Origin of the sequence: Lewinella sp. JB7, from assembly GCF_024297185.1 — a bacterium.
In the GTDB taxonomy this organism is placed as follows: domain Bacteria; phylum Bacteroidota; class Bacteroidia; order Chitinophagales; family Saprospiraceae; genus Neolewinella.
The window spans coordinates 274732-300519 of sequence record NZ_JANCTD010000004.1 but is presented as its reverse complement, the minus strand read 5'-3'; the positions used below and the strand labels follow the sequence as shown (position 1 = coordinate 300519).

The window sequence follows — 25788 nt, the reverse complement described above, 5'->3', positions numbered from 1 at the left end:
TGTCGTGGTTACATGATTTACCGTTTCCTTTCCCTGCTCTTTCTCGTTCTTTCCCTGCTTGTCTCCCAACTCCTGCCCGCCCAGGGGCTGGTGGTGCACCCCTACAATCCGAGCAATACCACGAATGCGGTACTGCTGGGCCTGGGTGGAGCCCTTACGTCCACATCGATCATGCTCGACCGGCGCGTGAGCCCACTGACCGAAGACGATATCTCGGTACTGGAGATCAACAAGATCCCGGGCATCGATATGTTCTCTACCCGCCACATCAGCCTGGACGCGGACGAGAATACCGACAAGCTGCTGCTGGCCAGTTTCGCCAGCCCCTTCTTCCTGCTCCTCGACCGGCCGGGACGCGACAACTTCGACCGCATGGCCCTGATCGTATTCCAGGGCGCCATGATCAATTCCGGCCTCATCAACCTGACAAAAGTGCTGGTCCGGCGTCCCCGGCCGTACACCTACAACGCCGATGCGCCCCTGGATACGAAGCTGAAAAAGTCAAGCCGCTACTCCTTCTTCAGCGGACACAGCGCCACCACGGCCTACTTCAGCATCACGACGGCTAAGCTCTACAACGATCTGTATCCTAATAGTAAGGCAACTCCCTACGTCTGGCTCGGAGCGGCCCTGTTGCCCGCCGCGGTCAGCTACGGCCGGATGCGGGCGGGCCGCCATTTTTTCACCGACGTGCTCGTGGGCTCGGCCGTCGGCACGATCATTGCAATCGTCGTACCTACCCTGCACCGCAACGGGGAGGGAAACTAGCACACATCATGGCGCAATTCATCGATTACTACCAGACGCTCGGCGTAGATAAGTCCGCCGATGAGAAGCAACTAAAGAAGGCCTTCCGCAAACTCGCGCGCAAGTACCACCCCGACGTGGCCCCCAACGACGCCGAAGCGGAACAACAATTCAAGCAGGTCAACGAGGCCTACGCCGTGCTCTCCGATCCGGAAAAACGCAAGAAGTACGACAAGTACGGTAAGGATTGGGAGCACGCCGACGCTTTCGAGCAGGCCCGCCAGCAACAGGGCGGCGGATTCGGTGGATTCGGCGGCGGTGGTGGCAATCCCTTCGGCGGACAGTACACCTACACCACTGGTGGAGGCGAGGGCGCCGACTTCTCCGATTTCTTCCGCGACATGTTTGGAGGAGCGGGGGGCGGGGCCGCGGGAGCCGGCTTTGGCGGAAGGAGCCGATCCTTTCGCGGACGCGACATCGAGGCCGAGTTGCGCGTGAACATGAACGACATTCTAGAGGACAACAAGCAAGTGCTGACGGTCAACGGCAAGCAACTGCGGGTCACCATCCCGCAGGGGGTGGAGGACGGACAAACGCTGCGACTGCGCGGACAGGGAAGCCCCGGCGCGGGTGGCGGCCCCGCGGGCGATCTCTACATCACCTTCCGCGTAAGTACGCCACCGGAATACCGCCGGGAAGGGGCCGATCTGTACAAGGAGCAGGAGGTCGATCTGTATACGATGCTGCTGGGGGGGAAGATCACCGTGCAGACCCCCACCGGAGCCGTTAATTTCCCGGTCGCGGAGAACACCGAAAACGGAAAGCGGGTACGGTTGAAGGGGAAGGGACTGCCGAAGTACAAAAGCGGCGGCCACGGCGACCTCTACCTCGACCTGCGCGTGAAGCTTCCCACTCAGCTGAACGCCGAGGAACGTGCCGCTTTCTCTAAACTGGCCGGCCGCTAGCCGGATAAAATAGTACGCCCCATGGCCGGAGTAGCCTACATCACCATCCAGCAGTTTTGCACCTTCCACCAGTGCGAAACCGTCGTGATCGAGGAATTCATCGATCACGGCATCTTCGAAGCGCAGCAGGATAAGCACATCATCCTGATTCCGGAAACCCAGGTGCCCCGGATCGAACGTGCCCTGCGGTTACGCAACGACCTGGGCGTGAACGCGCCGGGCATCGACATCATCCTGCGCCTGCTCGACCGGATCGAGGGCGGCCGCTACCGGTCGGTGGAGGACTGGGATGACTTCAGCTAAAAAAGCCTACCCGCCAGGGTTTGTACCGCGTAGGAATCAGGCTCAGATGGGGCCCCCGTAGTTGCGGTCGCAGGAACAGAATGCCGAAGTGGTAGGTATCTACCGATGCCGTGATTCGCGGATGCGCCTTAAGTGTAGTCCAGGCACGCTCCATATCCGCCGACCAGTGAATGTCCGCCACCACGATCACGCTCTCCGGCGTAGCGGTTTCCAGGAGGCGATCGATGTACTCCAGGGTAGGGGCGTAGCGGTGATCGCCGTCGATGAAAGCCAGCAGATTCTTCTTGCCCGGTGGCCAGTGATTGGCGAAGAACGTCCGGAAGGTCATCGTGAACGCGTGGAGCTTCGGTGAGACCCCCGCCCGCCGGAAGGTCTCGCTCGCCAGCGCGCTGACTTCGGCGTTCCCCTCTACGGTGAACAGCGGCGTACGGGTATCCGCGGCGTGCAGGTAAAGCGTGGAGATGCCGGCGTTCGTACCTAATTCGACGATACACGTGGGACGCAGCCACAGGGCCAGGCGAAACAAGAGTTTGCCGTGACGGTGGTTAATGGCGTTCGTGCGGACGAGGCTGGCCGCCGTCCGCTCGGGCTTTCGGGTGGTACGGCTGGCGGCTCCCAGAGAGCGCAGTCGGACCGTTTGCCGCTGCGTATTCCAGAACTTACGCAGTTGCCGGACGAGCCCGAAGGCGTGGTAGTAGCGGTCGTCGGCGTACACTTCCCGGACGAAGGCGCTCAGAAAGGGAGAGTGCACGTCGTAGCGCGTACGGGCGGCCAGGTACCACCGGAGTGCGGAGCGGAAACGATACCACCAGTAGGAGAGGAAGGATGACACGGGGGCAATGATAACACTTCACTTAGTGAGCAGCGTACCCCATGGATTCGCGCAAGATGGAACCAGGCATTCCCGCCAGCAGGTGTGGTGATCAGAGAGGACCAGATCACGGGAGTTAAAAAATGTACAGCTTCGGCTACCGCAGTGCGCGCAGACGTTCTGACTGGTGGACGAATGTTCGTCCGACTATCAATGCTGCATGAAATTTTCTTCTTTATTCTCTACGCTGCTGCTGGCACTACTGATCACCGCGTGCAGCAAGGATGACGCCCCCACTACGGGATTTCAACTCCGTATGGAGCTGGATAAATCGACCGTGAACTACCGCAGTGCCGGAGATCTGCGGTTTACGAGCGGGTCCGTGGTCATCAGCGAGATTGAATTCGACGGGGATCGTGCGGACGGGACTTCGGTAAGCCTTTCCCAAGAATCGATCATGACCTTTGATCTGGCGACCGGCCTACCCGGGTCCGGGAGCGTCGCGGTTCAAATCCCGGCGGGGGAATACCGGAGCGTCTACCTCGGTATCGAACTACTTGACGACGGTGATAAGCCCACCCTGGTGGCCGAAGGAACTTACGGTAAGGAAGACGGTACCGTCTATCCCGTACGGTTCGAGTTCAACTCGGGGGAAGTGTTCGAAGCCGAGGCGGACGGTACTACCGTCGAACCCGGAACGATCGCCACGAGTAAGATCGTCCTCAACCCTCACCACTGGTTCGCCGGCATTACCCGTAGCGATCTGGAGGATGCGACCGTTAACGGCAGTGGGGTCATCCTGATCAGTGAGGAGAGTAATACCGATATTTTCGATCGGGTAGCCGATGGCCTGGATCTGGCCACGGAAGCCGTATTCCGGTAACGGTTCTGAAATCTGACGGCTTCGCGCCCGGAAACGGGGTGGCAACCGTGTAGGTATCTGACCCGTTAGGTACTTGCACCAGTACAGTACATTATGTCACGCGGCTTCGTCAAGGAATCGGATCAGGAAGAACTGCCCATCATACCGCCCCGCGCGCCCCTGCCGGCCGGAGAGACCAATTACGTCACCCCCGAAGGGTACCGGGCACTGGAAGCCGAGCGGGAGCAGCTGGAAGCGGAGAAGGCCGCCCTGTCCTCCGACAATGAGGACGAACGACGGCGGGCCGCGACGGTGATCGACGGGAAACTCGCCCTTCTCCAGCAGCGGATCGTATCGGCGCGCATCGTCGACCCCGCCGGACAGCCCCCGGAGGAAGTACGTTTCGGAGCCTACGTAAAGCTCCGGCAGGGCGGTAGCAAAAGCGTCCAGGAGTTCCGGATCGTCGGGGTGGATGAGGCGAACGTAAAGGAAGGTAAGATCAGTTTTACCGCCCCGATCGCACGGGCCGTTACCGGACGTTGGGTCGGTGAAACCGCCGATTTCCATCTGGGGTCGGAGGTGCGTAAACTCGAAGTACTCGAAATTCGCTACTGATCGACCGCCGGGGGAACAGACGGGGTGGTCGCCTATATTTGTGGCCTAACCGTTAGACCCCATGCGCTACTTTTCCGCCCTACTGCTCCTGTTCGTTTTCGCCTGTGCGAGCGATGAATCCACCGTCACGGAAGCTCCGGTTGCGGACGAGTCTTTCGGTCGTTTGCTCGAGGAGTACCAGGAGGCACGCCTGCAACTGAACCCACTGGAAGCCACCTTCCTCGGTGACGACCGCTACAATGACCGGTTGCCCAACACGCTTGCGGGGGAATACAAGGAGGAGCGCCGGGGATTTTATCAGGATTACCTCGCGCAGCTCAAGAAGATCAACCGCGCCCGTCTCGGCCCGACCGAACAGATCAGCTATGATGTTCTCGAGTGGGAACTGAACATGGCCATGCAGGGTGCCAGCTTCGCCGAAGAACTCCTTCCCCTCGATCAATTCGATAGCCCTCACCTGATGATCGGGCAACTGGCCAGTGGAGAGAGCGCCCAACCCTTTGGTACCGTGGAGGATTACGAGAACTGGCTGCTGCGGGTGGAGGATTTCGCCGTTATGATGGACACCGCGCGGGCAAATCTGGAACGGGGAGCGGCCATGGGCTACACCCTCCCCCGGCCCCTCGCCGAAAAGATGTTACCCCAGTTGGAAGGGCTGGCCGCCGAGCCGGTGGAGGATCACCTGTTCTACGGGCCCGTGCGCAACCTGCCGGACAGCATTCCCGGTGCCGAGCGCGAACGACTTACGACGGAGTATAAACGCATGATCGGCCAGCGCATCATTCCCCTGTTTACCGACCTGACCACCTACGTGCGGAATGAGTACCTGCCGCTGACCCGGGAGACCAGCGGAATTGACGCCATTCCCAACGGGCCGGCATACTATAAGTACCTCATCAAGTTGTACACGACTACCGACCTGACCGCCGAGGAAATCCACGAACTCGGATTGAGCGAAGTGGCCCGCCTGCGCGGCGAAATGGAACGGGTAAAGGCGGAAGTCGGCTTCGATGGCGATCTGCAGGAATTCTTCGATCACGTCCGCAGCCGCCGCGAACTCATGCCCTTTCACGATCCCCAGCAGGTAATCGACAACTTCAACTCGATCTACGATCGCATGAAGCCCCAGTTGGCGCAACTGTTCAATAAGGTTCCGAAAACCCCCTTTGAGGTACGCCGCACCGAGGCTTTTCGGGAAGCCAGCGCCTCGGCGGAGTACAATCCGGGAAGCCTCGACGGCACCCGTCCCGGCATCTTCTACGTTCCGATCCCCGAGGTAGCAGCCTACAATACCTTCAGCGACGAGGATCTCTTTCTGCACGAAGCCATTCCCGGTCACCACTACCAGATCAGCCTACAGCAGGAGAACGAAGACTTACCCGCTTTCCGCCGCAATCTCTGGTACAGCGCCTACGGAGAAGGCTGGGCACTGTACTGCGAGAGCCTGGGGGAGGAACTCGGACTTTACGAGGACCCCTACCAGTACTTCGGTATGCTAAGCGCCGAGATGCACCGGGCAATCCGCCTCGTCGTGGACACCGGTATCCACAGTAAGGGATGGAGCCGCGAACGGGCCATTCAGTACAGCCTGGACAACGAAGCCGAAAGCGAAGCCAGCATCGTCTCCGAAATCGAGCGCTACATGGCCATCCCCGGCCAGGCCCTCAGCTACAAAGTCGGTCAACTGAAGATTCGCGAACTCCGGGCCCGGGCCGAAGAGGAGATGGGTAATGACTTCGACGTACGCGCCTTCCACGATCTGGTCTTGGAAGGCGGCTGCCTCCCCCTGGCCGTGCTGGAGCGGAAGGTCGACAGCTGGATCACCACCGGAAAATAGGCTTAGCGATCGGCGGTCGGTACGATCACCGCCGGCAAGTTCAGCTCCCGGTAGGCCGCGTTGAAGGCGGCTACATCTTCGTCGATGATGCGGTCGAGCACCTGACGGTAGCGTTGCCAGTCGGCCGTCAACTCCCGTAATCGCTCCCGGGCGCCGGTAGTGACGACCGGAACGGCACCGTCGACCCGGCTCTTCAGGTTCATCAGTTCGGCGTTGAGGCGGTTCGGAAAATTGATCACGTCCTGAAAGGTTTTCTGCTCGGGTTGAATGAGGGCATTCTCCCAATCGGTGATCCGGCTAATGATCCGGGTACCCTGGCGTACGAGGTCATCGGTGCCCGATACATTCGTCAGCTTGTCGTTCAGCGCTTCCACCGGCGACCGCACCTGCCGCATCCGGTTGACGGAACGGTGAATGTCCCGGACGGCGGCTTCGGCGGCGGTCAGAATTTCCTGTTGGCTACCGTATTCGGCCGGTGTGGCATCCAGATTAGGATCAGCTAACAATTCGGCGTCGACACTTACCGTATCCCGGGGGGTAGACAGTCGCAGGGTATACGTACCCGGCCCCACCAGGCTACCCCGGTAGTCGCCCAGCACGAAAATGCCCTCTACGGCCGGAAGGGTAGCACGACGCAGATCCCAGTTAAATCGATTAAATCCTGGTTCGGCGGGCAGAGCGGTTGCGGGGGGAGGTCCGCCGGGCCAGTTCTTCGTTTTCTCCGGTTTGCTCGAATAAGTCCGCACCACTGCCCCGCGGGCATCCAGCACGTCGAGGGTGACCGCGGTACTGTCGTCGACGACCGGCAGGTAGTAATCGAAGATGATACCGCTGGCCGGGTTCTGGCCCTCTCCGTCGGGAGCCTCATCGGGAGTAGAGAAATTGTAGCGGTAAGTGGGCTTGGGTTGAAAAATCGTCATGGCGGTCGGTGAGGCCCCGCCGGTTTGTTGCAGGGCACTCAGATCATCCAGGATCCAGAAGGCGCGGCCGGAGGTAGCCACGACGAGGTCGTTATCGCGCGTAGTGAGATCAAGGATGGGAGCGTCCGGTAGATTGAAGTTCGGCTTTTCCCAGTTTTTTCCCTCGTTGAAGGATAAATACAATCCGCGTTCGGTCCCCGCATAGAGCAATCCGGGGCGTTTGGGGTCTTCCCGGATCACCCGCACGAAGTCCTGCTCCCCGAAGCCCGCGACAATGCGTTGCCACGTCTTTCCGTAATCGGTAGTGCGGTAGGCTTCCGGGGTGAAATCATTGAACTTATAGTTGGTGACGGCGAGGTAAGCGGTGGCGGGATCGTGGGGGGAAACTTCGATGGCATTAACCAGCTTTTCGCCCATTCCGGCGGGGGTGATCTCCGTCCACTCCCCACCTTCGTTGCGGGTGAGCCACACGCGGCCGTCGTCGGTGCCTACCCAGAGTTCGCCGGCCCGGTGGGGGGAGGCGACGAGGTAGCTGATGGTGCCGTATATCTCGCCGCCGGCACCTTCATTCGTGAACGGGCCGCCGCCGTCTACCAGCTTAGTGGTATCGTTGCGGGTAAGGTCCGGGCTGATTTCCGTCCAACTGCGTCCTAGGTCGGTCGATTTCAGTACGCGATTGCCTCCGTGATAGAATACGTCGGGGTCCTGGGGCTGGGCTACAATGGGGGCGTTCCAATTGAAGCGGTACTTCATCTGTCGGGGGGGCGTGGCGAGTCCGGCGACCGGGCTGGCCATTACGTCGACTTCCGTATCCGTGTCGTTGTCGTACACCGAGATGTTGCCCTGGTAGCTGCCGCCCATGACGTAGCGGGGATTGTCGGGGTCGAAGGCCAGAAATGCACTTTCTCCCCCGGCGGTCGGTCGCCAGTTGGATTCGTCGATGCCGCTGCCCCGGCTCCGGCTGGCAATGTCTACGGCACTGTTGTCCTGCTGCCCGCCGTACACGTGGTAGGGCATTTGATTATCCGTAATGACCCGGTAGAACTGGGCGGTCGGCTGGTTGGCCTGGGTACTCCAGCTTTTACCCCCGTTGAAGGTTATCGTAGCGCCGCCGTCGTTGCCGAGAATCATATTGGCCGGATCTTCCCGGTTAATCCAGAGGTCGTGTTGGTCTCCGTGGGGATTAGGGATTACGGTAAAGTTCTTTCCTCCGTCGATGGAGCGGAGCATCGGCGCATTGAGCACGTATACGACCTCCGGATTGACGGGGTCCGCGAAGATCTCGATGTAGTACCACGCGCGGGCGACGGTGATGCGGTCCTTACTCGTCTGGGTCCACGACTTGCCGCCATCGTCCGAGCGGTAAACGCCTCCCCGGTCGCCGGCGGCTTCTACGTTGGCGTACACGCGTGAGGGCCGGGCGGGGCTTACGGAAATGGCAACTTTACCCAGGGTGTCCGGCAGTCCTTCGGTCAGTCGTTCCCAGTTATCGCCGCCATCAGTCGATTTAAAGAGTCCACTTCCCCGGCCACCGCTACGTACCGCCCAGGGGTAACGGCGGTGGTCCCACATCCCCGCGTAGAGAATGCGGGGGTTCGAGGGGTCCATGCTGAGGTCGACCGCACCGGTGGTTGCGTCGACGTAGAAGATTTTCTGCCAGCTCTCTCCACCGTCGGTACTACGGTAGATGCCCCGGTCCTCACTATCGCCGTGGACGGCGCCCTGCACGGCCACGTAAAGGTGATCCGGATCGCGGGGGTGTACCACGATTTCAGCAATGTGGCGGCTGTCGACAAGGCCCAGGTGTTTCCAGGTATCCCCGCCGTCGTCGGACCGGTAAACGCCGTCGCCGGCCGAGGTCATGACCCCCCGAACGGCGTGCTCGCCCGTGCCGGCGTAGATCACGTTCGCATCACTGGGGGCGATAGCGAGGGCTCCGATGGAACCGGTGTTCAGCTGGCCGTCCGAAATGTTGCGCCAGTGCATTCCGGCATCGTCGGTGCGAAAGATCCCGCCGCCAACGCCGCCGAAGTAGTAGCGGAGTGGTTGCCCCGGCACGCCGGTTACCGCATTGCTCCGCCCGCCCCGGAAGGGACCGATGTTGCGAAACTGAAGGCTGGCGTAGCGTTCGTCGGGAGAAATGGTGTCGCTGCCCGATTGTCCGAACGACGGACCGGAGGCAAACAGCAGCAACATCAGTAGTAAGCAGGGTAAGGAGAGCTTGTCCATAGGGGCGATTTGCGGCAATATAACCGATACCCCGTCCAACCGCAGTAGTACGTTCAACTTAGAAATCCAAATTGGAGGAGTGACCAGCGGGTTAAAGAGTATAGTGCAGGGGGTGTATGTATAAATGTGGGGTGTTAAGACTAGTTTATGGAGGTTGACATTCCGTTTATTTCCCGTATTCCTTCATCCAGGTGTTGAGCTCCCGGTAATCCAGTTTACCGTTGGTGTGCTTGAGGTATTCATGGATCTGTACGGCTTTGCGGGCCCGGGAGTCGGGGCGCTTGAGCTTGTCGATCATCAGGAGGAGGTTGCGCTGTTTGCCGGGCGTGAGGTCGTGGAATACTTCGCGGGCTTCGGGATCGATCTCCCAGAGTTCGGCGGCTTCGGGCGGCAGGGGTATGCCGTAATCGCTGTCGTCGGGGGACAGCTCAATGCTTACCACATCACCTTCTTCCAGTCCGAACTGCTGGCGGACTTCCTTACTTACCAGCAGAAAGTAGTCCCCGTGGCCGTCGGGCAGCAGGCCCCGGTGGATTACGCCCTCACCGTTAATGCGGCAAATGACGCGGTTGGCATTCCGGGGGCGATCGAGGATTTCCCGTACCGCGGTGGCGGGAATGCGGAGCACCGTAAAGTACACGGCTCCGTAGCCGGTATCGTCGGCGGCCTTCGTGAGGGGTAGCGTAAGGGTGGACATGGGATAAAAATAGGCCGTTGGACCGCTATAGCCGTTGGACGGTGTCACACCGTCCAACGGCTATAGCGGTCCAACGGGTAGGCCGGGCCGGGACACCGGGTTATTTTGCGGGCGGATGGCCAAAGCTGCACGTACGTTATGAAACGAGACTTCAACAAATTCATCGCCCACCTGGATGCGGACGAACTGCGGGACGAACTGGCCATGCTCTACGGGCGCTTCGGCGTGCTGCGGGAGTACTACGCCATGGAACTTACCGATCCGAAGAAGGTGATCGATAAGTACAAGGCCAATATGCGTAAGGCTTTCTTTCCGGCCCGGGGCCGGGGCAAACGTGGCCGGTCGGCCTCCAGTAAGCTGATCAAGGCCTTTTCCGCCATCTCCATTCACCCCAAGGACGTCATCGAGCTACAGTTTTACCGCGCCGAACTCATGACGGAGTACATCGGTGCGCGCCGTATCGACAGCGAAGCCTTTCACGAAAGCACCGTAAAAACCTTCGCCGATGCCTGCGCGGGGGCGGAGCAGGAGGTGTTGCTGGACTACTTCGCCGTGGGGGCCGGAAAGCTTGCCGAGTTATTCGAACAGCAGCGGCGCAACCGTCACTTCAGCCTGTACCCTACGTACCGGCGGTACTGGTAAGGGCGACGCCGGCCCGGTCGGCCTGGTAAGCACCCGGACTGTTACCGTAGCACTCCCCGAATACCCGGGTGAAGTAACTGACGCTGTTGAAGCCGCAACGCAGGGCGACTTCCCGGATGCTACGACTGGGGTCCAGCAGGAGATTGGCGGCGAGGCGGAGTCGCTCCGCGTTGATGAACTCTACCGGCGAGCAACCCACCTCGTTCTTGAAGGACCGGTAGAAGCCCGACTCGCTCATGCAGGCCAGCCGGCTGAGTTCGCCGACGGTCAGTTTGCGGTCCAGATTATTGCGCACATAGGTGATGACGCAGTCGATGGGATTTTGTCCGGCATCACGCTCGGCGTGGCGCAGATGGTGTTGCCGGGACTCAGATTCCATGACCCGGATCAAAAGTTCGCGCAGGAGCATGTTGACGAAGAGATCCTTCGAGGGGTGATTCTCGGCGCAGAGATACACCAGCCGCTGCAGCAACTGGGTGATGGCCGGATCGTGGGCGAAGTGAAAATTGTAGTCCGCGGCCGACCATTCGGCGCCGTCGGTTCGCGGTCGGCGTTCGTTCATCAGCTGCGCTACCTGACGCATCTCTTCGGCATCGATTTCGAGGGCCAGACACTTGGTGGGTTGCTTGCTCGTGGCATCGGGGAAATCGATGACCACCGGTTCCCCGGCGGGCAGGAGGATCGATTCGCCGGGCAGGAACGCAAAGCCGGGCTCCTGTCGCAGGTGCATGATCTTCCGGCCCCGAATCATACTGGCGAGCACCGGCCGATCGAAGCGGAGGGCTACGGCGGCGGTGGTCTGATAAGTCTCGAAGAGGTTAAGCTCCACTTTCTGCAGACTGTACATCGTACGGTTTTCGATCAACGTCTGGAGGGATTTAGTACGGAGTCGGTCGGTGTGGAGCATACGCCCCAAAATAGGGCATTTATAAAAATTCGGTACCCCCGGGGCCAAATAATAAAAGGTTTGGGCACAATCTTCCGAAGGATTGTAGTATTGTGCAACAGGGTTACAGAATATTGCAAAGGAGGGTGGGGAAGGAGTACTACTTTAGATGCCAACGTAGCCGGGCCTTCTCCGTATACCGCTGGCTCCCGCGCTCCGCCGCCTTCAAACACTACCGTAAAGCATCGATCATGAGTACCACTGCAACGCATACTTCCGATACCCTCGCAAAACCGAAATTCAAAGACCAGTACGAAAACTACATCGGCGGCGAATGGACCGCCCCCACCCAGGGCGAATACTTCGATAACCTCTCCCCGGTCGACGGCAAGAGCTTTACGCGAATCCCGCGGTCGACCAAGGAGGACGTCGATAAGGCCGTTGCCGCCGCCCACCGGGCCGCCGCCACCTGGAACCATACTTCAGCCACCGAACGGAGCAATCTGTTGCTGAAGATCGCCCAGGTGATGGAAGATAATCTGGAGGCCCTGGCCCGCGCCGAAACCTGGGACAACGGCAAGGCCCTGCGGGAGACGCTGGCCGCCGACATGCCCCTGGCCATCGATCACTTCCGCTACTTCGCCGGGGTGATCCGCGCCGAGGAAGGCGGGGTGGCCGAGCTCAACAGCGACACGGTCTCCAGTAACGTCTGGGAGCCGCTCGGCGTGGTCGGTCAGATCATTCCCTGGAATTTCCCCATCCTGATGGCTGCCTGGAAACTGGCCCCCGCCCTGGCCGCCGGCAACTGCGTAGTCCTGAAGCCCGCAGAGCAAACCCCGGTCGGTATCCTGATCCTGATGGAACTGATCGAGGATATCCTGCCCGCCGGCGTGCTCAACATCGTCAACGGATTCGGCGTGGAGGCCGGTAAGCCGCTCGCCAGTCATCCCGACATCCAGAAAATCGCCTTCACGGGTGAAACCACGACCGGTCAGCTGATCATGCAGTACGCCAGCAAGAACATTATTCCCGTCACCCTGGAATTGGGAGGTAAAAGTCCTAACGTGTTCATGGCCAGCGTAATGGACGCCAACGACGCCTTCTTCGACAAGTGCCTCGAAGGAGCGGCCATGTTCGCCCTGAATCAGGGAGAGGTATGTACCTGCCCGAGTCGGTTGCTGGTGCAGGAGTCGATCTACGATAAGTTTATGGAGCGCTTCATCCCCCGGGTGGAAGCGATCAAGATGGGCCACCCGCTGAGCCCCGATACGATGATGGGCGCTCAGGCCAGCAACGATCAGTACGAGAAGATTCTGAAGTACATCAAGATCGGCAAGGAAGAAGGCTGTGAAGTGCTTACCGGGGGCGAGCCCGCCTACGTGGACGGGCTGTCGGAGGGCTATTACATCAAGCCCACCGTACTGCGGGGGAACAACAAGATGCGCGTATTCCAGGAGGAAATCTTCGGTCCCGTGCTCTGCGTGACCACCTTCAAGGACGAGGCGGAAGCCATCGAGATCGCCAACGACACCCTGTACGGGCTCGGTGCGGGCGTGTGGACCCGCGACATGCACGAGGCTTACCGCCTACCCCGGGCCATCAAGGCCGGCCGGGTGTGGGTCAACTGCTACCACGACTATCCCGCCCACGCCCCCTTCGGTGGTTATAAGAAATCGGGCATCGGCCGGGAGAACCACAAAATGATGCTGGACCACTACCGGCAGACGAAGAATATGCTGGTGAGCTACCGCAAGGAAGCCCTCGGCTTCTTCTGATGGAATGTTAGGTTTAATCTCAGTTTGTTTAGTGTCAGCCGGCCGGTATCGCGTACCGGCCGGCTTTTTCAACTCCCCCGCCATGGCCAGAGTAGACATTACGGATCGTGCCCGCAAGGTGATCGATACCCTCCGCGAACAGCACGGGCCCCTGATCTTCCACCAGAGCGGCGGCTGCTGCGACGGCTCTTCGCCGATGTGCTTCCCGGAGGGCGAGCTCTACCTCGACGACGACAACGACGTGCTGCTGGGGGAGGTCCACGGTTGCCCCTTCTACATGTCGAAGTTTCAGTACGAATACTGGCAGCATACCCACCTTACCCTTGACGTTACCGAAGGGCGGGGCGCCAGTTTTTCGGCGGAAATTCCCCTCGGATTACGTTTCGTCATTGACTCTCGCTTGCTGGTCGCGGAAGACGACTAATCCGTGCATTGCCGAAGCAGGATCCGTTTACCGCGCACCCAACCGTGGTATTCCGGGCCGTATGACATGCCCAGGTATTCCGCCGACAGCCGGAAGGGTTCGTAAAAGCCATCATTGGCCCGCTCCTCCCCCGAACAGGACAGGACCGCCATTTCCAGCCCCCGCAACCGCCGCCCCAGGTCCTTATGGAAGGTGAGTAGGTCGGTAAACCGATCCAGAAAGTCTTTCATCCCTCCACTCATGCTGTACCAGTACACCGGGCTTGCCAGTATCACGCGGTCGTAGGTGACGATCCGTCTGGCCAGAGCCAGAAAATTGTCCTGAGCGGGGTAATCGTGGGCGTAGTCGTAGGGCGCTATGCTGTACTCGAGCAGGTCGAGGAGCTTACCCCCCGTTTGATCACTAAGTTGTCGGGCGGCGTCGACGGTATTTCCGTCCCCCCGGGCACTGCCGACGATGATCAGGGTACTACTCACTGGCCGGGTTGGACTTGGGGTACCGCCGATAAATTCAGGCTCACGCGGTGCCCGCCGGGCAGTTCGATGGCTTCCCCCGAAAGCACGGTAACGTATTCCAGCGTATCGGCCAGCGTTTCCTCCATGACGTAGGCACGGTGGGCCTCGATGGCGTCGTGTACTTCCTCCGGGCCGCCGAGGCGGACGTCGATCCGGTCGGTTACCTCGAGACCGGAATCTTTCCGTAGGCCCTGGATGCGGCTCACGATTTCACGGGCAAGCCCCTCGCGGGCCAGGTCGGGTGTTACGTTTATGTCGAGGGCCACCGTCAGTTCGCCGTCGGTAGCCACCTTCCAGCCGGGAATGTCCTGGGTCAGAATATCCACTTCGGCGGTGGTGATTTCCACTGGCTGACCGTCGAGTGCCAGGGGGAATGTCCCCTCGGTCTCCAGCCGGCTGATATCGTCCTGGCTCATGGCTCCGATGGCGCGCGCCGCTTCCTTCATTTGCTTACCGAGCCGCTTACCGAGCACCTTGAAGTTGGGTTTGATGGTCTTCTTCAGGAAATCGTCGTCCGTCAGGAATTCCACTTCCTTCACGTTCGTTTCCGCCTGGATGATGGGGGTTACGGCCGCCACGCGACGACGGAATTCCGCATCCAGGGCCGGCAGCAGGATTTTCTGGAGGGGCTGACGTACCCGGAGTTTTTCCCGTTTGCGCAGGCTCAGGACCAGGGAAGATATCCGTTGGGCGTAGGCCATGCGGCGTTCGAGGTCTTCGTCAATACGGGCGGGGTCCGCAGGAGCCAGCAGAGTAAGGTGAACGCTGAGCTGGGGGGTAGGGTGGTTGGAGGGTTGGATCAGGTTCCGGTACAACCAATCCGCAAAGAAGGGAGCCACTGGTGCCATGAGTTGACTTACGCGGAGCATGCAGGTGTGTAGCGTCTGGTAGGCCGCGCGCTTGTCGGTGGTCATGTCTCCCCGCCAGAAGCGCCGGCGACTCTGGCGGACGTACCAGTTGCTCAGCTCATCGTTGACGAAGCCGTCGATGGCCCGGCAGGCGGGGGTGGCGTCGTAAGAGGAAAAGCGCGCTTCCACTTCCGCGGTAAGGGTGTTGAGGCGACTGAGAATCCAGCGGTCGATTTCGGCGAGTTCTGCGTCGGCGACGGGGGTGTCGGTCGTCGCGTCGTAGCTGTCGATGTTGGCGTAGAGGGCGAAGAAGCCGTAGGTGTTGAAGAGGGTGCCGAAGAAGCGGCGCTGCACCTCCTTGATCCCTTCCAGGTCGAACTTCAGATTATCCCAGGGGTCGCTGTTGCCGATCATGTACCAGCGGGTGGCGTCGGCCCCGAAGGTGTCGATGGTGGTAAAGGGGTCTACGGCATTGCCCAGGCGCTTGGACATTTTCTTGCCGTCCTTATCCAGGACCAAGCCATTGCTAACCACGTTCTTGAACGCGACCGAATCGAAGACCATCGCGGCGATGGCATGGAGAGTGTAAAACCAGCCGCGGGTTTGGTCAACGCCTTCGGCGATGAAATCGGCGGGGAAGGAACGTTGGAACAGTTCTCCGTTTTCGAAGGGGTAATGGAACTGCGCGTACGGCATACTGCCGGAGTCGAACCAGACGTCGATCAGGTCCAGCTCCCGGCGCAATTCCTTCCCGTTCCGCCATAGTACTACCTCATCGATGTAGGGGCGGTGCAGGTCCTCGGGGACGGTCTGCTCCAGGCCAAGTTCCTGATTGGCCAGGGCGATGCCTTCTTCCAGTTCGGCGAGGGAACCGATGCAGATTTCTTCCGTACCACAGTCACTGCGCCAGATCGGTAGCGGAATACCCCAGTACCGGCTGCGGCTGAGGTTCCAGTCCTGGAGATTTTCCAGCCACTTGCCGAATCTTCCCTCCCCGGTGCTGGCGGGTTGCCAGTTGATGGTGCGGTTGAGTTCCTGCATGCGCTCCTTGACGGCGCTGGATTTGATGAACCAGCTGTCGAGGGGATAGTACAGTACGGGCTTATCGGTACGCCAGCAGTGGGGATAGCTGTGGTTGTATTTGGCTACGTTGAGGGCCAGCCCGCGTTTTTTAAGGTGTACGGCAATGTCAACGTTCACGTCGACGTAGTCCGCCTCGTCCTTATAGTTCTTCACGTAACGGCCGGCAAAGGGACCCGCGTCCTCGGTAAAACGACCGGTCTTGTCGACCAGGGTAAGCGAACCGATACCATTGGCCTTTCCGACCATCATATCGTCGGCCCCGAAGCTGGGGGCGGTGTGTACGATGCCGGTACCGGCTTCGGTAGTTACGAACGACCCGGAAATCACCCGGAAGGCGTCTCCGTCGGTGGGAGTGCCCACCGGTAGTAGTTGCTCGTAGCGGATGCCCACCAGCTCGTTGCCCCGGAAGGGGGCGCTCTGTTCGATCACGGTAGGTTGGTTGTTTCCCCCGAACCACTTGTCGACCAGCGCCTCGGCCAGGATGACGTCGATCGGTTCCTGGGTGTACGGATTGGTAGTCTTCACCCGGACGTAGTCGATGTTCGGACCGACGGTCAGGGCGGTGTTGCTGGGCAGTGTCCAGGGCGTGGTAGTCCAGGCAACGAAGTACAGGGGCTCGCTGCCGCGGAGCGCCTCGATCCCGAGTGCGTTCACCTGCTCCCGGTCGGCCACCCGGAACATGGCGACCACCGTGGTGTCGGTCACGTCCTGGTAAGCGCCCGGCATGTTAAGCTCATGGGAACTGAGTCCGGTGCCGGCGGCGGGGCTGTAGGGTTGGATCGTATAACCCTTATAGATCAGTCCCTGGTCGTAGATCTGTTTGAGGAGCCACCAGACGGATTCCATGTACTCCCGCTCGTAAGTGATGTAGGGGTTTTCGAGGTCCACCCAGTATCCCATTTTCCGGGTGATGTCGTCCCAGACGTCCTTGTAGCGCATGACGGTCTCCCGGCAGGCCTGGTTGTACTCGTCGACGCTGATCTTGACACCGATATCCTCCTTGGTGATGCCCAGTTCGGATTCCACCTTCAGCTCGATCGGCAGACCGTGGGTATCCCAGCCCCCCTTGCGCTCTACCCGTTTACCCTTCAGCGTCTGGAATCGGCAGAACATATCCTTGATCGTCCGGGCCATGACGTGGTGGATGCCCGGCTGTCCGTTCGCACTCGGCGGGCCCTCGTAGAAAACGAAGGGGTCATCGGCGGGTCGTTCCTCGATGCTACGGCGGAAGATGTCGTGATCTCCCCAGAAGCTGAGGACTTCCCGGTCGATGGCCGGCAGGTCGAGTGATTTATATTCCTGATACATGCTTTTCTGCGTTGCGGGGTGCAAAAATAAAAAAGCTCCGATGGCGGTCCGTCGGAGCTTTCAGTCGTTTTCGGGCAACGGTACGGCTACGGACACGGAGCGTGGCCGGTAATTATACCGCGAATGATGCGAGTGACTGACATGGCACAAAGATACGCAATGAGAAACGGGTCGGGTGCCGAAGTGGCCCCCTTACTCCCGGGACGAAAATTTGTTAAGACAATGTGAAAAAAAACTTGTCAGTTTGCTTGCCAGTGATTAAATTTATTCTACCTTGACGCTGCTAAAGGGCGGTAGATAATCCTGCCGGTCGCAGCAAGATTTAGTTTTCATTTGGTTTTTTGGGGTTATTGGGAGGCAACTTGTTGCCTCTTTTTTTTGGCCCCTACCTGATGGTCGCGCTTAGTCGACTACGATCTCCGGGGCGTAGCTGATCGGTACCTTCACCGAATTGGCGATGAAGCACTTTTTGCCGGCTTCGGTGTGGAGGTCGCGAGCCAGGTCCGCACCCTCTTCCTGTGCGATCCGAATGAGTGGGCGTAGGGTGACGGAGGTGAAACGACCGGCTCCGCCGTCGACGGCATCGACCATGGTCCCCTCGGCGCGATCCTCATACTCAAGCACCGTGATGCCGTTGACGGCGGCCAGGTGCAGGTACCAAAGCATATGACAGGAGGAAATGCTGGCTACGAACAACTCTTCGGGGCTGTACCGCCGTTTGTCGCCGCGAAAGGCCGGATCGCTCGACCCTTCGATGGATTGGTCCTTCCCGGTAACCGAAATCAGGTGGTCGCGGGAGTAGGCGCGGTAGTCCAGGGTTCCGCTGCCGCGATTGCCGGTCCAGCGGGTGATCGTAGCGAAGTGGTGTTGCACGGTTATCCGTTTGAGTGATTAGAGTGTTGTTGTGAGAAAAGTAAGGTAGGCCATAGGTGGCATAAGTACCGTATGTTACAGCCCCTATCGCGTGCCCCCACCCGAGAACCCGCCCATGATCCAAGGAACCGTCATAAAATCAACCGGCAGCTGGTACAACGTTCTTCTCGACGAAGAGACGCCGGATGGTGCCCGCGAGCTCCGTTGCCGGGTCGCGGGTAAGTTCCGGCTCGATGAGCTGAATCTTACGAACCCTATTGCCGTCGGCGACCGGGTCACCGTGGAGGTGGAAACCACCAACGACGAGGAGACCGGCGCAATCCGGGGCATTGCCGACCGGACCAACTACGTTGTCCGCCAGAGCCCCCGCCGCAAGCACGATCTTCACCTGCTGGCCAGCAACGTCGACCAGGCTGTTCTCATTACGACCATTATCGACCCGGGAGTCAAACTCGGTTTTATCGACCGATTCCTCCTCATGACCGAGCCCTTCGGTATTCCTACCATCATCGTGGTCAACAAAGCCGATCTCTACGCGGAGGACGAGATGGAAACCTACCGGGTCATCCACGATCTCTACACCGATATCGGTTATACCGTCGTGCTCGTTAGTGCCACTACCGGTCAGGGCATCGACGAGTTGCGCGAGCTGATGGAAGGCAAGCGAAACCTGCTGAGCGGACAGAGTGGGGTGGGGAAGTCCACCCTCGTCAACGCCGTCGAACCCCGCCTCGATCTGCGTACCGGCGAGTTGTCGGACTACACGGGAAAGGGCCAGCATACCACCACCTTCGCCGAGTTGTTCCAGCTGAGTTTCGGTGGCGAGCTTATTGATACGCCGGGCATCAAGACGCTGGGCTTCAACTACCTCAAACCCCAGGACGTCGCCCACAATTTCCGTGAAATTTTCGCCCTGAGCGAGGAGTGCCGCTTCGGAGGATCCTGTCTGCACAAGGACGAGCCCGGCTGCGCCGTCAAGGAATCGGTAGAGGAGGGTGACGACCGCGTGACCGACCTGCGCTACTTTTCCTACCTCGGAATACTCGACGAGATCGAGAACCAGAATTACTGGGAACGACGTAAAGTATAGCTCCGGATGGCCAATTGGTTGCTGAAAGCCGCGGTGCAAAAAACCATCTCCTACCTTCCCTTCAAGGAGCGGGTCAACTTCTTTTTTCAGAAGTACATCACCCGGGGCGTCGACCTGACCGACGAGCATTTTGGGTACAAACTCGATGCGGCCCGCGATCACGTACGCTACTTCCGTAAGTACGGCCAGACTCCGGCGGCGCAGGCTCGCGTACTAGAACTCGGTACCGGGTGGTACCCCATCGTTCCGGCAGCCTTATTCCTGGTTGGCTTCGAGCGGATCGTGTCCGTGGATATACGGAACTGGATGACCGCCGAGCGCCAGGTGATCGCCCTGCGCAAGCTGCTCGCCTACCATGACGACGGTCGGCTGGCGACCTACTTACCCGGGGTGCTGACCGACCGCCTGACCGTCCTCCGGGAGCTGTGTAAAACCCCGGAATCTCTGACGGTCGACCAGATCAGCAGCCGCATCCGGCTCGACGCCCGGGTGATGGATGCCACCCGGCTGGACTTCCCCGACGATCATTTCGACCTCATTTGCTCCAACAACACCTTCGAGCACGTGTATCCGAAAGTGCTCGCCCGCATCCTCGGGGAATTCAAACGGGTAGTGAAACCGAACGGAGTGATGAGTCACTTCGTCGACCTTTCCGACCACTTCGCCCACCTGGACTCCTCGATCAATATTTATAACTTTCTCCGCTTCAGCCACCGGCAGTGGGCAATGCTCGACAACAGCATCCAGCCGCAGAATCGCCTGCGCTGGCCCGATTATCTGGCGATGTACGCCGCGCTCGGCATACCCGTCCGGGAACAAGAAGTTCGCCCGGGAAACCTGGCCAATCTCCGGTCAGTCCCCGTGCACGCGGATATCGGACCCTACCCGGACGAGGAACTGGCCATCAGTCATGGTTACCTTGTGAGCTGATGTAATCCTCCCCCGGTTCGCCTGCCCCCCCTAGCTCTTTCCCCCATGGCCCTGACTTCCCGATACGCCGTTCTAACCGGCTTTGTTCTGAGCCTGGTGGTGAGCATCGTTCTACACTGGCAGATCTTTCCGCAGGACATTCAGGGGCGCCACAACTGGCGACAGTCGCAGACGATGTGGAACATCCGCAACTTCGTTCATTACGACAACGACATCCTCAACCCCCGGGTAAGCCACTTCAACGGCTCCAACAACAACCTGCTCCGGCTGGAATTTCCCCTCATGCAGTGGGGAATCGCCCAGGTCGTACGCCATACGGGGCACGAGGTGCTGGTGACGAGAATTTGTGTCTGGGCTACCAGCGTAACGGGGCTGGTTGCCTTCGGTTTGCTGCTAGTTACTATGGGATTTTCACCCGGGCTCGCGCTGGTGGGGACGACCCTCCTGCAGTTCAGCCCGCTCTTTTACTTCTACTCGATCAATGTGCTTCCGGATGTTCTGGCCCTCGCGGCCGGTATCTGGTATCTGTACTTTTTGTTCGCCTACTTCCGGGACCGTCGCTGGTGGCAGGTCGTCGCCGCTACCCTGGCCCTGGGGATCGCTACCCTGGCCAAGCTGCCGTTCGCCATGTTCGGCATCGTCGGACTGTTGTACGTACTGACGCGATTGTTCCGGCGCGGAGGAATCAACGGCCGGCTGTTCTTTTTTGCCGGAGCGCACCTGCTGTTCCTGCTCCCCGCCTATAAGTGGTACGCCTGGGTGATGCCACGGTGGCGAAACAGTCCTACGCTGTACGGTATCTTCGGCAACACCAACACGCCGGAGCAGAACCAGGCAATCATCGATTATTACTGGCAGCAATACTTCCCCTTCGACCTGCTGTCGCCGGCCGTGTGGTTGCTGCTTTTGGTCGGCACCCTCCTGCCCGTGCGGCGGCGGGCAGACTTCCCCTACGCGGGTTACGTCTGGGCCCTTGCCGCGGTCACCCTCGCCTTCGCCGTACTGCAGGGAAATACCATCACTATGGTTCATGACTACTACCTGCTTCCCCTGTTACCGTGGATGTACATCGTGGTAGCGGCCGGCGCGGAACGGATCTGGCGGTGGACCGCCACCAATGCCTGGAAACCGCTCGGCATTGTCCTGATCGCGGGGGCATTGCTGGCCGCCCCGGGCTGGGCTTACTGGCTGCGGCAACCCCTGTGGGCGCAGAGCGCCAGCGCGTACTATCCCGTCATGCGGGACGTATTTAATCACCAGAAGGTTCTCCGGGAAGCGGTCGACGACGACGCCAAAGTGATCGTACTGAACGACGTGTCCTACCAGATTTTCACCTGGCTGATCCGGAAGCGGGGGTACGTCTTTCACGGCAATGCGGTGCGTCCGGCCTGGATCGACGATCTGCACGAAAAACACGGCGTCGACTATCTCTACTCCAACTCGCGACGATTCGATCAGGATTCCACCATCCGGACCCGACTGGATTCTCTGATCCTGGAGGCCGGAGACATCCACGTGTACCGCATTGCCGACCGGGAACCGTAACGCCGCGGCCTAAAGGTCCATTTCCATCTTCTTGCCCACCAGCTTCACGACGAAGTACAGGACCACCAGTCCGGCGGCCATCAGGGAGAGGCATACCAGCCATCCGCCCCCCAGTAGGGTCGAAAAGAAGCCGCACAGCAAGGCCACCGAGCCCACGGTGAGCGCGTAGGGTAGTTGCGTGCGCACGTGATCGATGTGGTTACAGTCGGAGGCAAGGCTCGAAAGAATGGTCGTATCGGAGATCGGTGAACAGTGGTCGCCCAGCACGCTGGCCGCCAGCACGGTACTGATGACGTTGTAGAGCAGTCCGGCCGCATCGGGTTCGTCCCAGCCGGAAAGCATCGCGACGGTCCAGGTCAGCGGAATCGCGATGGGGTAGAGGATGGCCATCGTGCTCCAGCTGCTGCCCGTACTGAAACTGACCACGGCCGCCAGTACGAAGATGACCGGCTGGAGGAAGTAGGGATTCAGCGCATCGCCCAGCAGTTCCACCAGAAAGGTTGCCGTATGCAGTTCCTCGGTAGTGAGGGCCAGCGCCCAGGCCAGCGTAAGGATCATAACGGCCGAGAACATGGCCTTGAAGCCGGCCGTAAGCGACCCGATGGTTTGCTCTATGTTCATAATCCGTTGGGAGACCGTGAGGACGAGGGCGACGACGACGCCGCTCATACTGGCCCAGAGCAGGGCGACGTAGCTGTCGGCCGCCCCGATGGTCAGGCCCAGTTTGACGAAAAAGCCACCCTCGAGCGCGTCCCATACGGCACCCCAGTCGCCGGTGTCCGGTGGTGTTTCCATGGACGCGGACAGGCTGGAAAGCCCGGTATCGAGCAGTCCGATAATGGTCATGACGATCACCGTCAGGACGGGGATGGCGGCGTTGCGGGCCCGCAGCGGAGCACCCTTGACGGGTTCGAGGTCCTCCTGTTCGCTAGCCGCGGCTTCCTCCTCGCTCACCCGCTTGACCATACCGGTGGTACGGGCGCGGGTTTCCGCGGTGAGCATGGGCCCGAAGTCCCGACGCTGGTAAATCAGGTACAGGATGAAGGCCAGGGTGAGGATCGGATAGTAGCTGTACTTCAACGATTCGATGAAGATGGCGTAGGGCGTCGTGCCGGCAAAGTGTTCCACCTGGTCGATGCCGTCGCCGATGTAGCCCAACTCGGCGCCGATCCAGGTCGTGATGAAGGCCACCGAAGCCACGGGCGCGGCCGTGGAATCCACGATGTAAGCCAGTTTTTCGCGACTGATCCGGAAGCGGTCCGTAACCGAGCGCATCGTGTTCCCGACGATCAGAGTATTGGCGTAGTCGTCGAAGAAAATAGACACTCCCAATAACCAGGTGACGAACTGTCCGCGGCGCGGGTTGGTCGCGTACTTACTCATGCGTTGTACCACGCCCGCCATCCCACCGTTGCGGCTGATGATGGCCACCATACCGCCGATCATAAGGCTGAAGACGATTACCGACAGGTGACCGCTGTCGTTGAGGGCGTTGATGATGTAGGTGTCGATCGTCGCCAGCAGCGACTTAATAACCCCCAGAAAGAATTCGAACCGCAGTCCGCCCGCGATGAAGGCCCCTACCCAGACTCCCGCGAAAAGGGAAATGATGACCTCCTTGAAGATTAGTGCCAGCGCAATCGCGATCAGGGGGGGAAAGATGGAAAGCCACAGAGGGATGTGGCGCAACCGTCCCTCGCCGGGCTCTTGGCTCAGGTGGTACAATTCGGTCTGTTTTCCCGACTTGATCAGCTGAATGCCGGGCTCCACCGCGAGGAGCACACCGCCCTCGGTGGGGATTGCTTCCACGGCTTCGCCGTTCACCGTGAACGTTGCTCCCGCGTCCGCGCCCTGTATGACGATGCCCTGGTCGTTAGCGCTTACGTTTGCGAGCTGGGCGATGAGTGGAGAACTGCCCAGCGTACAGAGCAGGCACACAAACAGGGTAAGCAACGGTCGGGGCATAGCGGGGGGTTGGCGAGGCCAATATACGCTACTCCCTTACGAAACGGACCGACCCGGAACGCCCACCAGCCGTCAGACGAGCAATGTACAGGCCCGCGGGAAGGTGGTCCACGGCTAGGATCAGTCGCTGTTCACCGGCGGCGGCAACCGGGTACAGGCGGCGTTGCAGCAGGCGGCCGTCGCGTGCGTACACCTCGACCGTCACCTCCTCCGGTCGGTCGAGAGTAAGGTTCAGCGTAAGCAGATCGGCAGCCGGATTCGGGCGTGCGGAAAGTCCGGAGAGCGTTTGGTGTGGGTAAACTCCGTCGATGATCCGGTCGGCCCTGTACACGTCCAGATTATCGAACACATAGGTGTTGCCCGTATTCGAATTCGGCGCGAACAGCAGGATCAACTTGGTGATGGCCGTGGCACTTGCGGAGGCATCCGGGCGGTCGAGGGGCGTGAAGAGCAGTCGTTCCCAGGCATTCCGTACGGTCGTGGTGGTCGTGTACCGGCTATGGCGGCCGGTCGGGTAATTGCTGCCCTGGGCGGCGGCGGTTTCCAGCTGAAGGATGATCTCCGTGCCGACCGGTGCGTCTGTGCGCAGATCGAGGTAGAAACGCTTCTCTCCGGTGTACAGGTCAGTCACGTTGCCCAGGGAGGAGGCGCGGTACTCCAGTACATCGTACTGGGAGCCGGCATCCCGCACGTAGTTCCCCACCGTAGCCGAGCCGTTCACCGCGTCCGGTGCCGGATTACTGATCTCAGTCAGCGTGCCGGTGGAAAAGCCGTAGGTGATCTCCGCCTGATCGTCGAAATTTTCGAGACTGCGCTCGCGGTAGAAGGCGGCCCCAACGGTTACGTCGGTAGTCAGGGATTGCTCCCCGCACTCCAGGGTAGTAACGGCGGACAGGGAACCTCCTGCAGTGCCCCAGTCGACGGTTATCTCGGAAGTGCCCTGTCCGGCTACGATGGTTGCGGAGGCGGGAACCGTCCAATTGACCGTAGCTCCCGCCGGCAGGTTACCGACGGAATAGGTCTGTCCGCCGGCCTGATGTTCCACCGAGCGGGGACCCGTCAGGAAGGGCCTGCCCCCTCCGTAGACCCGCACGTAATCCACCTCCATGGTCGTCGGAAAATCGCTCGCCGTTACCGAGCCCCCGAGGTTGCCGCCGACGGCCAGGTTCAGGATGAAGAAGAAGTCCTGGTCGAAGGGCCAGCGCTGGGGCGACACGTCCGACCGGGTCTGAGTAGCGTAGTGGTAGCCGTCCACGAACCAGTCGATGGTATCCTTGCGCCACTCGACGGCAAATTCGTGGAAGTCCTCGTACACCGGTTCCTCAAAGTCGATGGTGGTCGAACGGTAGGAGTTATTCGGCCAGGCCTGGCCGTAGTGAATAGTGCCCAGTACCTGGTTCGGCTCGTTGCCGATGTACTCCATGATGTCGATCTCGCCACTGCGGGGCCAGCCGCCGTAGACCTCGTCGGTCGAGAGCATCCAGAAAGCGGGCCAGCTGCCGCGGGCATCGGGAAGCTTGATGCGGGCTTCCATGCGACCGTAGGTAAAGTCCTGCTTATCGCGGGTGATGATGCGGCTGGAGGTGTAGTTGCGGGTGCCGGCCGACTCCCGGCGGGCGGTGATCTTGAGGGTGCCGTCGCTGACTACGGCGTTGCTCTGCTGGTAGTACTGTAACTCATTATTGCCCCACCCGCAGAGATTGCGGTCGCAGCCGTCGCCGATCTCGTAGGTCCAGTTGGTAAGATCGAGGGACTCTCCGTCAAACTCATCGGACCAGACGAGCTCCGGGCACTGGGCGGATAATGTTGCCGACAGGAAGAAGAGAAATGAAATCGTGTAAAGCTGCTGCATGGAGTGGGGGAGTAGGTTTTCCAGGAGCAAAATAGCTTAAATTGGGGCATACCCCGACAAACGATT

General features: G+C 60.0%; 21 protein-coding genes. 12 read left to right on the top strand and 9 right to left on the bottom strand.

Translation table 11 applies throughout. The annotated features are described in order from the left end of the window. Positions 1–12: 12 nt before the first annotated feature. The 3 genes from NMA52_RS09455 to NMA52_RS09445 are packed head-to-tail and all read left to right on the top strand — an operon-like array spanning position 13 to position 2015. The gene (locus tag NMA52_RS09455; RefSeq protein ID WP_254827419.1) at positions 13–768 is read left to right on the top strand and encodes a phosphatase PAP2 family protein; all 756 of its coding nucleotides are present in this window, start codon (positions 13–15) and stop codon (positions 766–768) included. Positions 769–776: 8 nt separating this feature from the next. Further along, positions 777–1712, top strand: coding sequence for a J domain-containing protein (locus NMA52_RS09450; RefSeq protein WP_254827418.1), 936 nt, complete (start codon positions 777–779; stop codon positions 1710–1712). A gap of 21 nt (positions 1713–1733) precedes the next feature. Further along, positions 1734–2015: a chaperone modulator CbpM gene (locus NMA52_RS09445; protein WP_254827417.1), complete on the top strand. Its 282-nt coding sequence runs from the start codon at positions 1734–1736 to the stop codon at positions 2013–2015. Here NMA52_RS09445 and NMA52_RS19135 read toward each other — a convergent pair. Next, a complete protein-coding gene (locus tag NMA52_RS19135; RefSeq protein ID WP_254827416.1) occupies positions 2008–2847 on the bottom strand; it encodes a class I SAM-dependent methyltransferase in 840 nt (279 codons plus the stop codon). The two genes, NMA52_RS09445 and NMA52_RS19135, sit on opposite strands and share 8 nt — an antisense overlap. Before the next feature lie 199 nt (positions 2848–3046). Between NMA52_RS19135 and NMA52_RS09435 the strand changes: the two genes are divergently transcribed. The 3 genes from NMA52_RS09435 to NMA52_RS09425 all read left to right on the top strand — a co-directional run bounded on the left by NMA52_RS09435 (position 3047) and on the right by NMA52_RS09425 (position 6140). Continuing rightward, positions 3047–3709, top strand: coding sequence for a hypothetical protein (locus NMA52_RS09435; protein WP_254827415.1), 663 nt, complete (start codon positions 3047–3049; stop codon positions 3707–3709). A 93-nt stretch (positions 3710–3802) separates the two neighbouring features. After that, positions 3803–4303, top strand: coding sequence for a GreA/GreB family elongation factor (locus NMA52_RS09430; RefSeq protein WP_254827414.1), 501 nt, complete (start codon positions 3803–3805; stop codon positions 4301–4303). 61 nt (positions 4304–4364) lie between these two features. Beyond that, positions 4365–6140, top strand: a complete 1776-nt coding sequence (locus NMA52_RS09425) for a DUF885 family protein (protein ID WP_254827413.1) — start codon at positions 4365–4367, stop codon at positions 6138–6140. A gap of 2 nt (positions 6141–6142) precedes the next feature. Here the strand turns inward: NMA52_RS09425 and NMA52_RS09420 are convergent, their stop codons facing one another. After that, a complete protein-coding gene (locus tag NMA52_RS09420; RefSeq protein ID WP_254827412.1) occupies positions 6143–9289 on the bottom strand; it encodes a glycosyl hydrolase in 3147 nt (1048 codons plus the stop codon). A gap of 166 nt (positions 9290–9455) precedes the next feature. Further along, positions 9456–9986, bottom strand: a complete 531-nt coding sequence (locus NMA52_RS09415) for a YdeI/OmpD-associated family protein (RefSeq protein ID WP_254827411.1) — start codon at positions 9984–9986, stop codon at positions 9456–9458. Between the two features lie 138 nt (positions 9987–10124). Between NMA52_RS09415 and NMA52_RS09410 the strand changes: the two genes are divergently transcribed. After that, positions 10125–10628, top strand: coding sequence for a DUF6155 family protein (locus NMA52_RS09410; protein WP_254827410.1), 504 nt, complete (start codon positions 10125–10127; stop codon positions 10626–10628). Here the strand turns inward: NMA52_RS09410 and NMA52_RS09405 are convergent. Beyond that, positions 10606–11535 (bottom strand): AraC family transcriptional regulator, encoded by a 930-nt coding sequence (locus tag NMA52_RS09405; RefSeq protein ID WP_254827409.1) that lies wholly within the window; start codon positions 11533–11535, stop codon positions 10606–10608. The two genes, NMA52_RS09410 and NMA52_RS09405, sit on opposite strands and share 23 nt — an antisense overlap. Before the next feature lie 230 nt (positions 11536–11765). On the opposite strand from NMA52_RS09405, the gene NMA52_RS09400 reads away from it, so the two are divergent. Together NMA52_RS09400 and NMA52_RS09395 are read left to right on the top strand one after the other, a co-directional pair. Then, on the top strand, positions 11766–13289 hold the full coding sequence (locus NMA52_RS09400; RefSeq protein ID WP_254827408.1) for an aldehyde dehydrogenase family protein: 1524 nt from the start codon (positions 11766–11768) through the stop codon (positions 13287–13289). A gap of 82 nt (positions 13290–13371) precedes the next feature. Next, complete coding sequence (locus NMA52_RS09395) at positions 13372–13713, top strand: DUF779 domain-containing protein (protein ID WP_254827407.1); 342 nt, start codon at positions 13372–13374, stop codon at positions 13711–13713. Here the strand turns inward: NMA52_RS09395 and NMA52_RS09390 are convergent. The 3 genes from NMA52_RS09390 to NMA52_RS09380 all read right to left on the bottom strand — a co-directional run bounded on the left by NMA52_RS09390 (position 13710) and on the right by NMA52_RS09380 (position 18340). Further along, a complete protein-coding gene (locus tag NMA52_RS09390) occupies positions 13710–14189 on the bottom strand; it encodes an NAD(P)H-dependent oxidoreductase (RefSeq protein ID WP_254827406.1) in 480 nt (159 codons plus the stop codon). The two genes, NMA52_RS09395 and NMA52_RS09390, sit on opposite strands and share 4 nt — an antisense overlap. Next, on the bottom strand, positions 14186–17467 hold the full coding sequence (gene ileS, locus NMA52_RS09385; protein ID WP_254827405.1) for an isoleucine--tRNA ligase: 3282 nt from the start codon (positions 17465–17467) through the stop codon (positions 14186–14188). Before ileS ends, NMA52_RS09390 begins: the two co-directional genes overlap by 4 nt. Before the next feature lie 402 nt (positions 17468–17869). Continuing rightward, positions 17870–18340 carry an OsmC family protein gene (locus tag NMA52_RS09380; RefSeq protein WP_254827404.1) on the bottom strand — a complete coding sequence of 157 codons (471 nt, stop codon included), beginning with the start codon at positions 18338–18340 and terminating at the stop codon, positions 17870–17872. A gap of 115 nt (positions 18341–18455) precedes the next feature. On the opposite strand from NMA52_RS09380, the gene rsgA reads away from it, so the two are divergent. From rsgA to NMA52_RS09365, 3 genes are read left to right on the top strand one after another with little or no spacing between them, the layout of a single operon-like run. Continuing rightward, positions 18456–19430: a ribosome small subunit-dependent GTPase A gene (gene rsgA, locus NMA52_RS09375; RefSeq protein ID WP_254827403.1), complete on the top strand. Its 975-nt coding sequence runs from the start codon at positions 18456–18458 to the stop codon at positions 19428–19430. Between the two features lie 6 nt (positions 19431–19436). After that, positions 19437–20360 (top strand): class I SAM-dependent methyltransferase, encoded by a 924-nt coding sequence (locus tag NMA52_RS09370; RefSeq protein WP_254827402.1) that lies wholly within the window; start codon positions 19437–19439, stop codon positions 20358–20360. Between the two features lie 45 nt (positions 20361–20405). Beyond that, positions 20406–21905 (top strand): glycosyltransferase family 39 protein, encoded by a 1500-nt coding sequence (locus NMA52_RS09365; RefSeq protein ID WP_254827401.1) that lies wholly within the window; start codon positions 20406–20408, stop codon positions 21903–21905. Positions 21906–21914: 9 nt separating this feature from the next. Here the strand turns inward: NMA52_RS09365 and NMA52_RS09360 are convergent, their stop codons facing one another. Both NMA52_RS09360 and NMA52_RS09355 read right to left on the bottom strand, forming a co-directional pair. Then, complete coding sequence (locus tag NMA52_RS09360) at positions 21915–23870, bottom strand: Na+/H+ antiporter NhaC family protein (RefSeq protein WP_254827400.1); 1956 nt, start codon at positions 23868–23870, stop codon at positions 21915–21917. 28 nt (positions 23871–23898) lie between these two features. Next, positions 23899–25722: a family 16 glycosylhydrolase gene (locus NMA52_RS09355; protein ID WP_254827399.1), complete on the bottom strand. Its 1824-nt coding sequence runs from the start codon at positions 25720–25722 to the stop codon at positions 23899–23901. Positions 25723–25788 lie beyond the last annotated feature (66 nt).

What these genes read in the sequence shown, in the direction of transcription:
- NMA52_RS09445 (WP_254827417.1), top strand. Translation starts at nt 1,734, where the DNA reads ATGGCCGGAGTAGCCTACATCACCATCCAGCAGTTTTGCACCTTCCAC.
- NMA52_RS09455 (WP_254827419.1), top strand. Translation starts at nt 13, where the DNA reads ATGATTTACCGTTTCCTTTCCCTGCTCTTTCTCGTTCTTTCCCTGCTT.
- NMA52_RS09415 (WP_254827411.1), bottom strand. Translation starts at nt 9,986, where the DNA reads ATGTCCACCCTTACGCTACCCCTCACGAAGGCCGCCGACGATACCGGC.
- NMA52_RS09420 (WP_254827412.1), bottom strand. Translation starts at nt 9,289, where the DNA reads ATGGACAAGCTCTCCTTACCCTGCTTACTACTGATGTTGCTGCTGTTT.
- NMA52_RS09435 (WP_254827415.1), top strand. Translation starts at nt 3,047, where the DNA reads ATGAAATTTTCTTCTTTATTCTCTACGCTGCTGCTGGCACTACTGATC.
- NMA52_RS09355 (WP_254827399.1), bottom strand. Translation starts at nt 25,722, where the DNA reads ATGCAGCAGCTTTACACGATTTCATTTCTCTTCTTCCTGTCGGCAACA.
- ileS (WP_254827405.1), bottom strand. Translation starts at nt 17,467, where the DNA reads ATGTATCAGGAATATAAATCACTCGACCTGCCGGCCATCGACCGGGAA.
- NMA52_RS09400 (WP_254827408.1), top strand. Translation starts at nt 11,766, where the DNA reads ATGAGTACCACTGCAACGCATACTTCCGATACCCTCGCAAAACCGAAA.
- NMA52_RS09410 (WP_254827410.1), top strand. Translation starts at nt 10,125, where the DNA reads ATGAAACGAGACTTCAACAAATTCATCGCCCACCTGGATGCGGACGAA.
- NMA52_RS09405 (WP_254827409.1), bottom strand. Translation starts at nt 11,535, where the DNA reads ATGCTCCACACCGACCGACTCCGTACTAAATCCCTCCAGACGTTGATC.
- NMA52_RS09395 (WP_254827407.1), top strand. Translation starts at nt 13,372, where the DNA reads ATGGCCAGAGTAGACATTACGGATCGTGCCCGCAAGGTGATCGATACC.
- NMA52_RS09430 (WP_254827414.1), top strand. Translation starts at nt 3,803, where the DNA reads ATGTCACGCGGCTTCGTCAAGGAATCGGATCAGGAAGAACTGCCCATC.
- NMA52_RS09425 (WP_254827413.1), top strand. Translation starts at nt 4,365, where the DNA reads ATGCGCTACTTTTCCGCCCTACTGCTCCTGTTCGTTTTCGCCTGTGCG.
- rsgA (WP_254827403.1), top strand. Translation starts at nt 18,456, where the DNA reads ATGATCCAAGGAACCGTCATAAAATCAACCGGCAGCTGGTACAACGTT.
- NMA52_RS09370 (WP_254827402.1), top strand. Translation starts at nt 19,437, where the DNA reads ATGGCCAATTGGTTGCTGAAAGCCGCGGTGCAAAAAACCATCTCCTAC.
- NMA52_RS09365 (WP_254827401.1), top strand. Translation starts at nt 20,406, where the DNA reads ATGGCCCTGACTTCCCGATACGCCGTTCTAACCGGCTTTGTTCTGAGC.
- NMA52_RS09450 (WP_254827418.1), top strand. Translation starts at nt 777, where the DNA reads ATGGCGCAATTCATCGATTACTACCAGACGCTCGGCGTAGATAAGTCC.
- NMA52_RS09360 (WP_254827400.1), bottom strand. Translation starts at nt 23,870, where the DNA reads ATGCCCCGACCGTTGCTTACCCTGTTTGTGTGCCTGCTCTGTACGCTG.